The sequence below is a fragment of the Bradyrhizobium sp. USDA 4541 genome (assembly GCF_024171085.1).
Lineage (GTDB): Bacteria > Pseudomonadota > Alphaproteobacteria > Rhizobiales > Xanthobacteraceae > Bradyrhizobium > Bradyrhizobium australafricanum.
The window spans coordinates 5,822,796-5,836,427 of record NZ_JALJZF010000001.1; the positions used below are offsets into that span (position 1 = coordinate 5,822,796).

The window sequence follows — 13,632 nt, forward strand, 5'->3', positions numbered from 1 at the left end:
AGAAAGTGGACTGGATATCCTCAACTGGCTGAGACTCGATCTGCGGCCGCCGGCGCCTCATCGGCATATTTGCTGCGTGGGAACCAAGTCCGCATGCTGTTCACAAGATGCCTGGGACCGTCGATCTCGATTTTGCCGAGCTCACACGCCCGTAGCAGCGGCATCTCGTCTACGAAAATCTGCACGAGCGTCAGCAGACTCGCATAGAGGCTGATATCGACCTTGAAGCCGGGGTCATCCCAGCAAAGATCGGCTTCCTCCTTCTTCACAACAAACCACCAGCGCTTTGGCCGAGCGTCCGCAATCTCGATGTACAGAACGAAGTCGCATGGAATGTGCCTTAGATCGAACGAACGGCGCATATTCCACATGAGCCGGCCCGCGTGAAGTTCGTTGGGTGTGAGCTGGCTGCGAGCCCATTTGTGGCCCCAATAGCCCATTGCATCGATAATTGGCCTGGCTTCCCTGGCTGCCTGGGTTGGATGGTACTCCCAATGCCCGTTATCGCCTGATCTGCGTGAGATTAGCCCGGCTTCTTCTAGCGTTTGCAGGCGCTTGGAGAGGAGGGTCGGCGACATCTGCGGGATGCCGCGGCGAAGCTGGTTGAAGTGGTGGGACCCCAGCAACAGTTCGCGGAGCAGGAGCGGGGTCCACCGCTCCGTGAGAATTTCCGCAGCTTTGGCTACGGGGCAAAATGATCCATAGCCTTTCATGACGAGAACTTTAGCATCACGAGGGCCACCAAGGTAGTCCAGGTTCTGAACTATGTCCCAGACGAGCCAGCATCGAGGCTGTCCTGGAGGTCTGTTACGCGATTTTCTCGAGACTCGGCCATTCGACGATGCCGGCTCGATGTTCGGTTTGCCCGGAGGCAGATGCGGCTCGATTTGCCAGTACGCGGCCTGGCTGGTGCCACCGTGGGCTCAGCGTTCGCCGAGATCGATCTGCGTGAGGATGCCTTGCCGCAGCGCGAGGCGGACCAACTCGATATCGGTGCCGACGCCGAGCTTGTCCTTGATTAGGGAATGCAGGTTCGCGACCGTCTTGGGGCTGAGGTGCAGTGCCTCGGCGATCTCCTCGGTGGTGTTTTCCGCGAGCAGCATCCGCAGCACCTCGAATTCCCGCGCGGTCAGGAGGTCGGCCGCCTTGGTCTCGCCGGCAAGGTGGCTGAGCGCGAGCTCGTGGTCGATATCCGGGCTGATCGCGATCTTGCCCGACAGCGCATCCATCACGGCGTGCACCAGCGTCTCCGGCGGGCTGGTCTTGGTGACATAGCCGCTCGCGCCGGCGCGGATCGCCTGCACGGCAAAGGCCGCGTTCTGGTGCATGGTGAACACCAGGATTTTTGCGCGCCTGTCCCACTGCCGGAGGCGGCGAATGGCCTCGATGCCGCCGATGCCGGGCATCGACAGGTCCATGATGACGAGGTCGGGCCCGGTCTCCTTGTAGAGGCGGTAGGCCTCGACACCGTCGGAGGCTTCGGCGACGACGCAGAGGCCCGGCTGCTTCTGCAGCATCGCCCGGTAGCCCTCCCGGACGACGGCGTGGTCGTCGACCAGCATGATGGTGCGCGCCGCGTGGCTCATGCCGCGCGCTCCACCGGTGCGGCCTCTCGGCTGGCCGCGACGGGAACGATGACGCGGAGCGAGGAGCCGCTGGGCTGTCCGGTCTCGAAGCTGAGCCGCCCGCCCAGCGCGGCGACCCGTTCGCGCATGCCGAGCAGGCCGAGGCCGGACCTGAGCTGGGGATCGCCTTGCGGATCGCCGGGCTGGCCGTCATCGTCGATCGCGAGCACGATCGCGCTGTCGCCGCCGCCAGGCGGCGCCTCGCGCATCTCAAGCCGCAGCATGACGCGCGTGGCGCCGGCATGCTTGGCGGCGTTGGTGAGCGCCTCCTGCACGATGCGGTAGAGATTGGCGCTGACGGAGGCGACAAGGCGCTCGAACGATCCCGATATGGTGATCTCGAACCGTGGCTGTCCGCGGCTGCGGCCGTTCCAGCCGGCGACCAGGCCCTCGAGGCTGGCCGCAAGTCCGAGTTCGTCGACATCGGGCGGGCGGAGCCGGAAGAGGGCGCCGCGCAACGTCTCCATCATGTCGGTCGCGGTCCGCGCGATGCCGTCGCATTCGGCGAGCAAAGGCGGGCAATCCGCGGCCGCGGTTTGGCGCGCCGAGGCGGCGAGCGCACGGATTGCGGCCAGCGACTGCCCGAACTCGTCATGCAGCTCACGCGCGAGGTGCCGGCGCTCCTCGTCCTGCACCAGGATCAGTTTCTGCGTCAGCGCGTTGCGGTCGGAGAGCGCGGCGGCGAGGCGCTCGGCGAGCTGGTTGAAGACATCGCCGATCGCCGACAGTTCGGCGAGATCGAACGGCGGCAGGCGCGCGGCGAGGTCGCCTGCGGCGATCCGCTCGAGCCCGTCGCGGATCTGCCGCGTCGGACGCAGCGCGCGCGCCAGCGCCGCATAGACCAGGGCGCAGAGCAGCGGCAGCGCGATCATGAACACCGCCATCAGCCGGCCGGCATCGTGCCAGGCCTCGGCGGTCGGCACCGCCGGATCGATCCAGGCCACGGCCTCGCCGATGGCATTGCCGCGCGAAACCACCTGCCGCACCACCTCGCGGCAGGGATCGAACAGGCGGCGATAGAGCGCCGCGAAGGCCAGCGGCGGCGCGGCCGTGTCAGTCTGCGAGCCGCCGCAGAAGCGCTGGCTGATCTCGCCGCTATTGCTGCGAAAGGCGAGGCACAGTCCCGGCGTCATGACCGAGGCGGCAACGCCGTCGAGATCGGGAAATTCGGAGCGCGCATTGTTCAGCCACTGGATCTTGCTCTGCTGCAGCTCCAGCGTCTTGGCGGCGACATCGGCAACGGCCGCGATCCGCCCGCGCACCGAGCGGTCGGCCTCGATCAGGAAATAGCCGGAGATGACGGCAAAGCAGAGCGTCGAGACGATCGCCACGCGCAACGTCAACCGCAGTTTCAGATCGCTTCCGGACCAATTCCACATTGGCGTATCCTCAAGATCGAAGGCGGGCTTCGGCGCGCGATCGCGGGCAGGGTCGTCACGCACATTAAACGGCAGAACGGAGGCGCCGAGAAGCGCTGCCATAGCCGTTCTTCGGGCGCGGACCATCGTCGTGAAATTTTCCCGGCACCGGGCGGGAGGCACTCCGCTGCGGCGCGGAGGCCAGTTGGCCCAGGATGCGACCGACCCGCCCGCGCCAGCAGCTGAAAGGCCCAATCATGCACCAGTCGCGCCTCGTCTTGCTCGCCCTCGCGTTGACCGGCCTTCTGGCCAGACCTTGTCCGCCGCGCGCCGAGACCGGCACGGTGCCGGCATCTCACCTTGGCGTCAGCATCGATGATTTCAGCTACGTCGACACCTCGGGCGAGGTGATCGACCAGACCGCCGTGCACCAGAAGCGGCTCGACGCGTTCATGCGCGCGCTGCGCGCCGACGTCGCCGCGGAGCCGCGCTATCGCCTGGTGCCAGCAGCGGCGTCCGCAGGCGAGGCCCGGATCAAGGTGGTCGGCGGCGTGCAGAAGATGAGCACGCTGGTGCAGTGGGCCAAGGTGGCGGTCGTCGATGTCGAAGGGAGCCGCGTGCTGTACGAAAAGCTCTACACGTTTCGCGGCGACAATGACGACGCATGGGACCATGCGCGGATGTTCGTGTCGCGCGAGGTGCTCGGCGTGCTCGCGGCCGTGTTGCCGCCGGCACAGACCGCCACGGCTGCGCCGATCGGGCTTGCGGTGTTCGAGTTCGAGCTTGAGGACACCTCCGCGGCGCCGGCATCCGGCCTTGCCGACGCCGATGCGGCCTACCTCGCCGATGTGACCAAGGGCGTGCGTGACCGGCTTGCGCAGTCGGGCCGCTACCGCCTGGTCGATACCGGCGGCGCGACCGCCGAGCCCGTCAAGGCGCGTGCGCTGCGCGACTGCGACGGCTGCGAGGCCGCGATCGCGCAACAGCTCGGCGCAGATCAATCGCTGATCGGCGTGATCAGGCGGGTCAGCCGGACCGAATACACGATCGGCTTCCAGCTGCGCGAGGCCCGCAGCGGCGCGGTCGTCTCACGCGGCGACAGCGGCCTGCGGATGGGCGCCGATTATTCCTGGACCCGTGGCGCGGTCCGCCTGGTCGGCGATCGCCTGCTCGAAGGTGGGGCGCAGCGCTAGGGATGCTTCGCGGCTGCGGCTGCAACTCTGGCAGGCGGACCATAGCAAAGTGCGATAGCTGCTAGACACACCGTCATCTGGCTCCGGGCTCATGCGTGCGCTATCACCGCCGCCTGATCACCGCACAGGAGCCGCCGATGCGTTTGCCCGCCATCTTCTTCGCCCTCACGCTCGCCGCAAGCCCCGCGGCGGCCGAGGAGCTGTCGGGCACGCTGCAGAAGATCAAGGAGACGAAGAAGGTCACGCTCGGCTTTCAGGAGGCTTCCGTTCCCTTCAGCTATCTCGACGACAATCAGCGGCCGATCGGCTTTGCGCTCGACATCTGCCTGAAGATCGTCGATGCCGTGAAGAAGGAGCTCGGCGTATCTGACATCGCCGTCGACTACCTCCCGGTGACCTCGTCGAACCGCATTCCGCTGATGGTCAACGGCACGATCGATCTGCATTGCTCGGCGACCACCAACAGCGCGGACCGCCAGAAGCAGGTGACCTTCACCAACACGCACTTTCTCAGCGCGACACGGTTTGCCGCCAAGAAATCCGCTGGCATCAACACGATCGACGACCTCAAGGGCAAGTCCGTCACCGCCGTTGCGGGCTCGGTGAACCTCACGCAGCTCATCAAGGTCAACACCGAACGCAAGCTCGGCATCAACGTTCTCCCGGCCAAGGACCAGGCCGAGGCGTTTTTGATGCTGGAGACCGATCGCGCCCAGGCCTACGCGCTCGACGATGTCCAGCTTGCGGTTGCGATCGCGCGGTCGAAGCAGCCTTCGCTCTACATGATCAGCGAGGAGGCGTTCTCGAAGGCAGAGCCGTTCGGCATCATGCTGCGCAGGGAGGACACCCCGTTCAAGGTGCTCGCCGACCGCGCCACGGCGGAACTCTACAAGAGCCCCGAGATCGAGGTCATGTACAGGAAGTGGCTGGAAGCGCCGACCCCGCCGAAAGGTATCAATTACAACGTCCCGATGTCGCCGGCGCTGCGCCACGCGTTCGCCCATCCGAGTTCGAGCTTCGATCCCGACGTGTACGAGGTCGGCAAGTAGCGTCACTTGCGGGTGTGCCAGCGCAAATCGATTGTGGTTCTCGGAAGCCGCTGCGCTCACCCCCGCGCCGAGCGGCAGTCCGGGTGCACCTCCAATGATTTATGGCCCCAGCGTGACGGCTGGGGCCGCAGGAGGTGGTGTGTGCCTCTGGGGCAATGAATCAGAGGACAACCACTGAACCGCACATCGATGACAATGTTCCAACAGGCTGCGGCCGGCCGTGCCATGCTGCCATGCAGACTGAGAAGCTTGCAGACCGCGCCAGGACCGTACCATCATGACGTCGGCCGGCCCGAATCGAATGCGGGCCTGGTGGACGTCTCCAGCGTCGGCCTTCGGCCCCAAAGGGTGCCGGGGTCACATTCCGTTTGCAGCTAATTTTTTCCGTTATGCCGATTGTTCTGCGGAGCCGACATTGAACCACGATGCATTGGCCAAGCTCACCGTCACCATCATTGTCCTGGTCGCGTTGCTGGTATGGCGCGTTGCCGACCAGAAGAAGTCGATTGAATGCGGCGCAAATTGCCCAACCGACCTCTCTGCGAGCCGGAAGGCCGCCCAATAATATCTGAGCGACTCGATCCCGGTTCACGGCCGCCTGGTCAGCATGGCGCGTAGCCTAGCGCTTTGCGGGTGGGCCGCTCTTGTTGCCTGGTTGTCCCTTGATGTTCGACGAATCCTGTTCCTGGACATGCAGGTTCTGCGAGTTCGAGCCGACCGTGCCTTGCTTGGCGGGCGGCCCGCTCTTGTTGCCCGGCGCGCCGGCGATTCCGGTTCCGGAACTTTGAGCGCTCGGGGACGTCGTGGCGTTTGGGGAACCGGCGGCCGTGTCGGGGCGCCCCGGAGGCGTTGCGGCCGCGCCGGGCCTGTCCTGATCGCCGACATAGCCGGATTCACCGGAGTTGCGGGTCTTGGCACCCTTGTCGGCCTCGTTTTGCAGGTTCTGGGCAACCGCGTGTTGCGCCAGTATCGGGCTGGTTGCCATGGCACCGGCGATGAGCAGTGCGATTGTGCGGGTTCTCATGAGTGTCCCTCCTCTGGGTTGCCGGGGACAACACGTATCGCGATCATCATTTCCTATGCGCGCGAAAAATCGCCGCGAGGGAACAAGCATCGCGAACGTGCCGCGGCCGGCTACAGCGATCCGTTTGAGTGGTCGCACCGCGCCTCTATCGGCCATCGCGCGGCGCGTATATCGTCCGCGCCAAACACAAGATCGGTCCCGGCACGCCGGGTAACGACGCATAATGAGGAAGCGATGTCCGACATGCTGCTGTTTTCGCCAATGACCATCCGCGGCGTCACGCTGAAGAACCGCATCGTGGTGCCGCCGATGCACCAATATTCCGCCGAGAAGGGCTTTCCGACCGACTGGCATCTGATGAATGCCGGCAAGTTCGCCGCCGGCGGCGCCGGTCTCGTGATCGTCGAATCGACCAAGGTCGAGCGGCGCGGCTGCGGCACGATCGGCGATCTCGGCATCTGGGACGACAAGTTCATCGCGCCGCTCAGTCGCCTCGTCGGCTTCATCAAGCAGCAGAACGCGGTCGCCGGCATCCAGCTCGGTCATTCCGGCCGCAAGGCGCGCGCAAGCCGGCCCTGGGAGGGGGATCGTCCGCTCGAACGCACCGCCGAGATCGAGGACTGGGATGCCTGGACGCCGGTGGCGCCGAGCGCGATCGCCCATAGCGAGCGCTGGCCGGTGCCGCGCGCGCTGGATACGCACGAGGTGAAGGACCTCGTCGCAGCCTGGGGGCAGGCGGCACGACGCGCCCATGCGGCAGGGTTCGAGGTGCTGGAACTGCACGGCGCCCATGGCTATCTCGTGCACGAATTCCTCTCCGGGCGCTCCAACCAGCGCAGCGACGAATATGGCGGCTCGGAAGCCAACCGGATGCGCTTCCTGATCGAGGTCACCGAGGCGGTGCGGGCGCACTGGCCGGATCACAAGCCGCTGTTCGTGCGGCTGTCGGTCGAGGACAACGCCGGCTGGGGCCCGGAGCAGAGCGCGCGGCTCGCCAGGATCCTGAAAGCGAAGGGGGTCGACGTGATCGATTGCTCATCGGGCGGAATCAGCGAGATGGCGCCGATCCTGGGCAAGGAGATCAAATACAATTATCAGGTGCCGCTCGCGGAATATGTCCGCGCCCATGCCGATATCATGACCATGGCGGTCGGCCTGATCATCCATGGAGACCAGGCCGAACAAATCCTGCGTGATAAACAAGCAGATTTGATCGCGGTCGGCCGGGAAATCCTCAATAACCCGAACTGGCCGATGGACGCCGCGCTCAAGCTCGGCGTCGAGGGGCCGTTCCGCAATGTTCCTCCGCAGTTCGGCTACTGGCTGGGCACGCGGGCCAAGCGCGGATTCGGCACCCAGCCGTCGACCTGGCAGAACGGGTTGCGGGAGACTGGGCCAAAGGCCGACGAAAGGCTGGCAGGGGGCTGACAAGAGGCCGATCCGGGCACCGTGACAGGACCGTAATGGTCCGGTGACAAGGCGGCCTTGATCCGACCAAAAAGCCGTTGTGTGGTGCCCCGCGTCGGGGTGGGGCCGAATGTTGCGAAACGTTGCCGGCCGTTAGCGAAGGGATCACGGATAATGCGCAAACATGTTGGCTTCTTGCTCGGGACGGTGGCGGGCGCGTGTCTCACCTTGCTCGTGGCCTCGCCGCAGGGCGCGCATCTGTTCGCCGTCGCCAACGCCGCCGCGCATTCCGACAACAGCAACACCTATTCGCAGCTCAATCTGTTCGGCGAGGTGTTCGAGAAGGTCAAGACCGACTACGTCGAGAAGCCCGAGGACGCCAAGCTCGTCGAGGGCGCGATCAACGGCATGATCTCCTCGCTCGATCCGCACTCCCGCTACATGAACGAGAAGGGCTGGGCGGAGATGCAGGAGACCACGCATGGCGAGTTCGGCGGGCTCGGCATCGAGGTCACCATGGAGGACGGCTTCGTCAAGGTGGTGGCGCCGATCGACGACACGCCGGCCTCGCGCGCCGGCATCATGTCGGGCGACGTGATCACGTCGATCGACGACGACCAGATCCAGGGCATGACGCTCGACCAGGCCGTCAACAAGATGAAGGGCGCCCCCAACAGCTCGATCCGGCTGAAGATCATCCGCAAGGACGCCGACAAGCCGATCGAGGTCTCGATTATGCGCGAGATCATCCGCGTCCGCCCGGTGAAGTATCACGTCGAGGGCGGCGACATCGGCTATATCAGGATCACCTCGTTCAACGAGCAGACCACCGAGGGTCTGCGCAAGGCGATCGGCGATATCCAGAAGCAGATCCCGCAGGACAAGCTCACAGGCTACGTCGTCGACCTCCGCAACAATCCCGGCGGCCTGCTCGACCAGGCGGTCTCGGTGACCTCGACCTTGATGCAGCGCGGCGAGGTGGTCTCGACCCGCGGCCGCAATCCCGAGGAAACCCAGCGCTTCACCGCGCATGGCGGCGACATGACCAAGGGCAAGCCGCTCGTCGTCTTGATCAACGGCGGTTCGGCCTCGGCCTCCGAGATCGTCGCCGGCGCGCTGCATGACCACAAGCGCGCGACCCTGATCGGCACCCGCTCGTTCGGCAAGGGCTCGGTGCAGACCATCATTCCGCTCGGCACCGGCAATGGCGCGCTGGCGCTGACCACGGCGCGCTATTTCACGCCGTCGGGCCATTCGATCCAGGCACTCGGCATCAAGCCCGACATCGAGGTGCTGCAGGACGTGCCGGACGAATTCAAGACCCGCTCGGAGATCAAGGGCGAGGCCTCGATGCGCGGCCATCTCTCCGCCGAGGGCGCCGAGCAGACCGGCTCGCAATCCTACGTCCCGCCGGACGAGAAGAACGACAAGGCGCTGGCCGCGGCGTTCAACCAGCTGCGCGGCGTCACCGTCAACGCCGATGCCAAGAACGCCGACACCAAGGCCGCGCAGAAGCGGCCGGTGCCGAACTAGAACCTGTAGCCCGGATAGCTCCATCCGGGCTACGCAGCTGCCAAAATATCGAAAACAACCCCATGCAAAGGAGCCGGTGGGGGCTGGCGCTCGACCAGGCAATTTGACACGTCGGGCAATTACAGGGTAAATTTCCAAAATTCCGAAATCGTGCGGGCGCGTCCCTCGGGCTCCGACTTCCGAGCAGCCTTACGCCGCGCCGGCGACCGGCTTGCGTCGCCGCGCCGTGCTCGCGCCCGCAGCGGGGCCGCGGCGATGCCCGGCCAGCAGCTCGCGGATCTGGGCAGCGGGCTTTGGCGGGCTGAACAGATAGCCCTGCATCTCCGAGCAGCCGAGCTCGCGCAGCAATTGCTGTTGCTGCGCGGTCTCGACGCCTTCCGCCGTCGTCGTCATGCTGCGCTCGGCGGCGATGTTGACGACGGCCTCGACGATGCCGGCCGAGCCTTGCGGATCGGCGATGTCGGTGACGAAGCAGCGGTCGATCTTGATCTTGTCGAACGGGAATCGCTTCAGGTAGCTCAGCGACGAATAGCCGGTGCCGAAATCGTCGAGCGCGATCCTGATCCCGATGGCGCGCAGCTGGTGCAGCGCGGCCAACGCGCTCTCGTCGTCGCGGATCAGCACCGCCTCGGTGATCTCGAGCTCGAGCCGGCTCGCTGACAGCCCCGACGATGCAAGCGCCGCGATCACCTTGAGCGCCAGCGTGCCGCTGCGGAACTGCACCGGCGAGACGTTGACGGCGAGCCTGACGTGGTCGGGCCAGTTCACGGCTTCCTTGCAGGCCGTCATCAGCACCCACTCGCCGAGCTGGTTGATCAGGCCGGTCTCTTCCGCAATCGGCACGAATTCGGCCGGCGAGATCATGCCGCGCTGTGGATGACGCCAGCGCACCAGCGCCTCGCAGCCGGTGATCTCGTTGCTGCGCAGGTCGACGCAGGGCTGGTAATGCACTTCGAGCCCGCTGCCTGCGGCGATCGTCTGCCGCAACTCCATCTCGAGCTCGCGGCGGGCGCGGGCGTCGGCATCCATCGCCGGCTCGAAGAAGCGGAAGACGCGCCGGCCGGCCGACTTCGCCGCATACATCGCAAGATCGGCGTTCTTCATGATCTGGTCGAGATCGGTGCCGTCCTTCGGCGCCAGTGCGATGCCGATGCTGGCGTCGGTCGTGACCTGGTGGCCGAGGCATTGATAGGGCGCGCGGATCACCTCGTAGATGCGCGCGACGAGGTCGGCGACCTCGGCCTCGCTCCTCACCCCGGTCTGCACGATCGCGAACTCGTCGCCGCCGAGGCGAGCGACGAAATCGCCGTCGCCGATCACGCCGCTCAGCGTCCGCGCCACGGACTTGAGAAGCTCGTCGCCGACCATGTGGCCGAGCGAGTCGTTGACGCCCTTGAATTCGTCGATGTCGATATAGAGCACCGCAAGCTGGCTGTCGGGCGTGACATGCGGCAGCTCGCGCCTGATCTCCTCGTGGAACAGCGCGCGGTTCGGCAGGTCGGTGAGCGCATCGTAGTGGGCGAGATGCGTGATGCGCTCCTCGGCGCGGCGGCGCTCGGTGACGTCCTCATGGGTCGCAAGCCAGCCGCCGTCGGCCAGCGGCTCGTTGACGACCTGGATCGAGCGCCCGTCGGGCGTCGTGATCACCATGGTGTTGCGGATGCCGACGTCGCGCAGCACGAGATTGACGTAGCGCTCGACGTCGCCCTGGAACGAGCCGGTCCGGTGACGATGCACGATGACGTCGCGGAAGCTGCAGCCGGGCTTGATGATGTCGGCCGACAACCCGTACATCTCGATATAGCGCCTGTTGCAGATCACCAGGCACTGCGCGGCGTCGAACAGCAACAGGCCCTGCGTCATGTTGTTGACGGCGGTGTCGAGCCGCAGCTTCTCCAGCGTCAGGCGCTGCTGCTGGGCGCGATGCTGCTGCACCAGCTTGCGCACCACCAGCGTCAGCAGGATCGCGATCGCCAGCACCGAGATGCTGGTCACCGCGATCAGGATGCCGATCTGCTCGCGCCAGTTGGCGAGCGCCGCCTCGGTGGTGCTCGTCGCGACGACGACGATCGGGAATTTGGTCAGTGCCCGCGACGACACCAGGCGGTCCTTGCCGTCGACCGGGCTGGCGAGCCGCGTCGTGCTCTGCGGCAGCTCGAAAACCTGCTGCTGATTGACTGGACCGTTGCGGAAATTCCTCCCGATCAGCTCTTCGACATGGGGATAGCGTGCCAGCAGCGTGCCGTCGCGATGATGCATCGAGATCGCGGCGCCGTCGCCGAGCGCCACGGTGGAGAAGAACTTCTCGAAGGCCGCCGGCTCGATGCCGCGGCCGACCACGCCGAGGAATTCGCCATGCGGACCGGTGACCTTGCGGACGATAACGGTGGTCCAGTTTCCGGTGATGCGGCTCACCACCGGCGCGACCTGCATGTCGGGCGAATAGGGGCTCGACTTGAAGATCTGGAAGTAGGGGCGGTCGGCAATGCTGGCCTGCGGCAGCGGCCAGGCGCCCGAGCTGTTGATCAGAACGCCGTCGGCGTCGAACACGTTGAGGCTGCCGACATTGGACAGCGCGTCCATCTTGGATTTGAGCATCGCATGGATGTCGGCGGCCGACATCCGGCGCCTGTAGTTCTCCGGCGTCGCGATTGCATTGTCGCGCATGAACGTGATCAGGTCGCGCTGGACGACTTCGAGATCGTCGAGCTGCTGGTCGAAATGCCGCGCCAGCAGCAGTACGGTGTTCTCGAGCTCACGCTCGCTGTTGTGCAGGGCGCGATCGCGGAAATTCTCCGCCATCAGCGTAGCGCCGATCGCGATCGCGGCCATCAGCACGGCGCCGCCGAGGATCAGCCAGCGGATCGGACCGCTGCCGATCACCGATTTGATGTTGAACGTGGCGCTGCCGTTTGGAGTCATTTGCCGCAATCGCTTCCAGGTGTTTCACCCGGAAGTAGGTCTCGTGCACCCCCGGCCCGCGAAAGTCGTATCCAATCGAAATGGAGCGCGGGTTAGCGAGATTGGTTAATGAAACCTTGCGGGCATTGGCGACAGGCCGTCGCGTGCGTACCGGCGATCACGCGCCGGCGCGATAGTGCCCCGATTTGCCGCCGATCTTCTCGACGAGGTGGATGCCCTCGATGCGGATGCCGCGGTCGACCGCCTTGACCATGTCGTAGATCGTCAGGCATGCGACCGAGACTGCGGTCAGCGCCTCCATCTCGACGCCGGTCGGCCCCGTCACCTTGACGCTGGCGCGGACGATGCAGCCGGGCAGCTTGCGGTCGGGTGTGATGTCGATCGTGACCTTGGTCAGCGCCAGCGGATGGCAGAGCGGGATCAATTCCGAGGTCCGCTTCGCCGCCATGATGCCGGCGATCCGCGCCGTCGCCAGCACGTCGCCCTTCTTGGCCTGGCCGGTTTCGATCAGCGCCAGCGTCGCCTTGCTCATCACGACGCGGCCTTCGGCGACCGCGGTCCGCTCGGTCGCGGGCTTGGCCGAGACGTCGACCATCCGAGCCTCGCCCTTGGCGTCGATATGGGTGAGGGCGGTGCCGGAGCCGGAAGGCTCGGCCTTGGTCTTGCCCTTGCTGTTCCGCGCCATTGCGTCAGCGCGTTGCGGTGGCGCGCGGGGCGGCCTGCCGCGTCAGCAAGGCGCGGGTCGCCACGGTGACGTCCTGCTGGCGCATCAGGCTTTCACCGACCAGGAAGGTCGACATCCCGACCCGTTCGAGCCGGGCGAGATCGCCGGGCGTGAAGATGCCGCTCTCGCCGACCATCAGGCGGTCGGGCGGGATCAGCGGTGCCAGCGCCTCGCTGGTCGCGAGCGTGGTCTCGAAGGTGCGCAGATTGCGGTTGTTGACGCCGATCATCGGCGAGCGAAGTTTCAAGGCACGGTCAAGCTCGGTGCGGTCGTGAATCTCGACCAGTACGTCCATGCCGTAGCCGAGCGCGGCGTCCTCGATCTCCCTGGCCGCCGCGTCGTCGAGCGCGGCCATGATGATCAGGATGCAGTCGGCGCCATGGGCGCGCGCCTCCGCCGCCTGGTAGGTGTCGAACATGAAATCCTTGCGCAGCACCGGCAGGCTGGTCGCCGCGCGGGCCGCAACCATGAAGTCGAGATGGCCCTGGAACGAGGGCGCGTCGGTCAGCACCGACAGGCACGCCGCGCCGCCGGCCTCGTAGGCCTTTGCGAGCACGGGCGGATCGAAGTCGGCCCGGATCAAGCCCTTCGAGGGCGAGGCCTTCTTCACTTCCGCGATCAGCGCGTAGTCGCCGCGCGCATGCTTGTCCTTGAGGGCGCGGACGAAGCCGCGCGGGGCCGAGGCCGATCTGGCCTGCGCCTCGACCTCGGCGAGCGGATGGGCGCGCTTCGCGGCTGATATCTCCTCGCGCTTGTAAGCCTCGATCTTGGTCAGGATATCGGACATGTTTCGCGCT

Annotated in this window: 12 protein-coding genes; 5 read left to right on the plus strand and 7 right to left on the minus strand. The window is 65.8% G+C overall.

What is annotated here, in order from left to right:
- Positions 1 to 20: 20 nt before the first annotated feature.
- From J2R80_RS27680 to J2R80_RS27690, 3 genes are all read right to left on the minus strand, one after another.
- A complete protein-coding gene (locus tag J2R80_RS27680) occupies positions 21 to 713 on the minus strand; it encodes a helix-turn-helix domain-containing protein (RefSeq protein ID WP_076825429.1) in 693 nt (230 codons plus the stop codon).
- A gap of 210 nt (positions 714 to 923) precedes the next feature.
- On the minus strand, positions 924 to 1,586 hold the full coding sequence (locus J2R80_RS27685; protein ID WP_028334034.1) for a response regulator transcription factor: 663 nt from the start codon (positions 1,584 to 1,586) through the stop codon (positions 924 to 926).
- On the minus strand, positions 1,583 to 3,004 hold the full coding sequence (locus J2R80_RS27690; RefSeq protein ID WP_253641039.1) for a sensor histidine kinase: 1,422 nt from the start codon (positions 3,002 to 3,004) through the stop codon (positions 1,583 to 1,585). The genes J2R80_RS27685 and J2R80_RS27690 overlap by 4 nt, the downstream gene beginning before the upstream one ends.
- A 236-nt stretch (positions 3,005 to 3,240) precedes the next feature.
- Here J2R80_RS27690 and J2R80_RS27695 point away from each other — a divergent pair, with 236 nt between their 5' ends.
- The 3 genes from J2R80_RS27695 (at position 3,241) to J2R80_RS27705 (ending at position 5,790) form a co-directional block, all read left to right on the plus strand.
- Positions 3,241 to 4,176 carry a DUF3280 domain-containing protein gene (locus J2R80_RS27695; RefSeq protein ID WP_253639770.1) on the plus strand — a complete coding sequence of 312 codons (936 nt, stop codon included), beginning with the start codon at positions 3,241 to 3,243 and terminating at the stop codon, positions 4,174 to 4,176.
- Between the two features lie 137 nt (positions 4,177 to 4,313).
- Positions 4,314 to 5,225: an amino acid ABC transporter substrate-binding protein gene (locus tag J2R80_RS27700; protein WP_076825432.1), complete on the plus strand. Its 912-nt coding sequence runs from the start codon at positions 4,314 to 4,316 to the stop codon at positions 5,223 to 5,225.
- Between the two features lie 277 nt (positions 5,226 to 5,502).
- Complete coding sequence (locus tag J2R80_RS27705; RefSeq protein WP_143270718.1) at positions 5,503 to 5,790, plus strand: hypothetical protein; 288 nt, start codon at positions 5,503 to 5,505, stop codon at positions 5,788 to 5,790.
- A gap of 54 nt (positions 5,791 to 5,844) precedes the next feature.
- On the opposite strand, the gene J2R80_RS43785 is transcribed toward J2R80_RS27705, so the two are convergent.
- On the minus strand, positions 5,845 to 6,249 hold the full coding sequence (locus J2R80_RS43785; RefSeq protein WP_076825434.1) for a hypothetical protein: 405 nt from the start codon (positions 6,247 to 6,249) through the stop codon (positions 5,845 to 5,847).
- A gap of 234 nt (positions 6,250 to 6,483) precedes the next feature.
- Here J2R80_RS43785 and J2R80_RS27715 point away from each other — a divergent pair, with 234 nt between their 5' ends.
- Both J2R80_RS27715 and J2R80_RS27720 read left to right on the plus strand, forming a co-directional pair.
- The gene (locus J2R80_RS27715) at positions 6,484 to 7,677 is read left to right on the plus strand and encodes an NADH:flavin oxidoreductase/NADH oxidase (protein WP_253639771.1); all 1,194 of its coding nucleotides are present in this window, start codon (positions 6,484 to 6,486) and stop codon (positions 7,675 to 7,677) included.
- A gap of 153 nt (positions 7,678 to 7,830) precedes the next feature.
- On the plus strand, positions 7,831 to 9,189 hold the full coding sequence (locus J2R80_RS27720) for a S41 family peptidase (protein ID WP_076825437.1): 1,359 nt from the start codon (positions 7,831 to 7,833) through the stop codon (positions 9,187 to 9,189).
- Between the two features lie 189 nt (positions 9,190 to 9,378).
- On the opposite strand, the gene J2R80_RS27725 is transcribed toward J2R80_RS27720, so the two are convergent.
- The 3 genes from J2R80_RS27725 to trpC all read right to left on the minus strand — a co-directional run bounded on the left by J2R80_RS27725 (position 9,379) and on the right by trpC (position 13,622).
- Complete coding sequence (locus J2R80_RS27725) at positions 9,379 to 12,111, minus strand: EAL domain-containing protein (protein ID WP_253639772.1); 2,733 nt, start codon at positions 12,109 to 12,111, stop codon at positions 9,379 to 9,381.
- 157 nt (positions 12,112 to 12,268) lie between these two features.
- A complete protein-coding gene (moaC, locus tag J2R80_RS27730; RefSeq protein WP_050384518.1) occupies positions 12,269 to 12,796 on the minus strand; it encodes a cyclic pyranopterin monophosphate synthase MoaC in 528 nt (175 codons plus the stop codon).
- A 4-nt stretch (positions 12,797 to 12,800) separates the two neighbouring features.
- Positions 12,801 to 13,622, minus strand: coding sequence for an indole-3-glycerol phosphate synthase TrpC (trpC, locus tag J2R80_RS27735; RefSeq protein WP_253639773.1), 822 nt, complete (start codon positions 13,620 to 13,622; stop codon positions 12,801 to 12,803).
- Positions 13,623 to 13,632 lie beyond the last annotated feature (10 nt).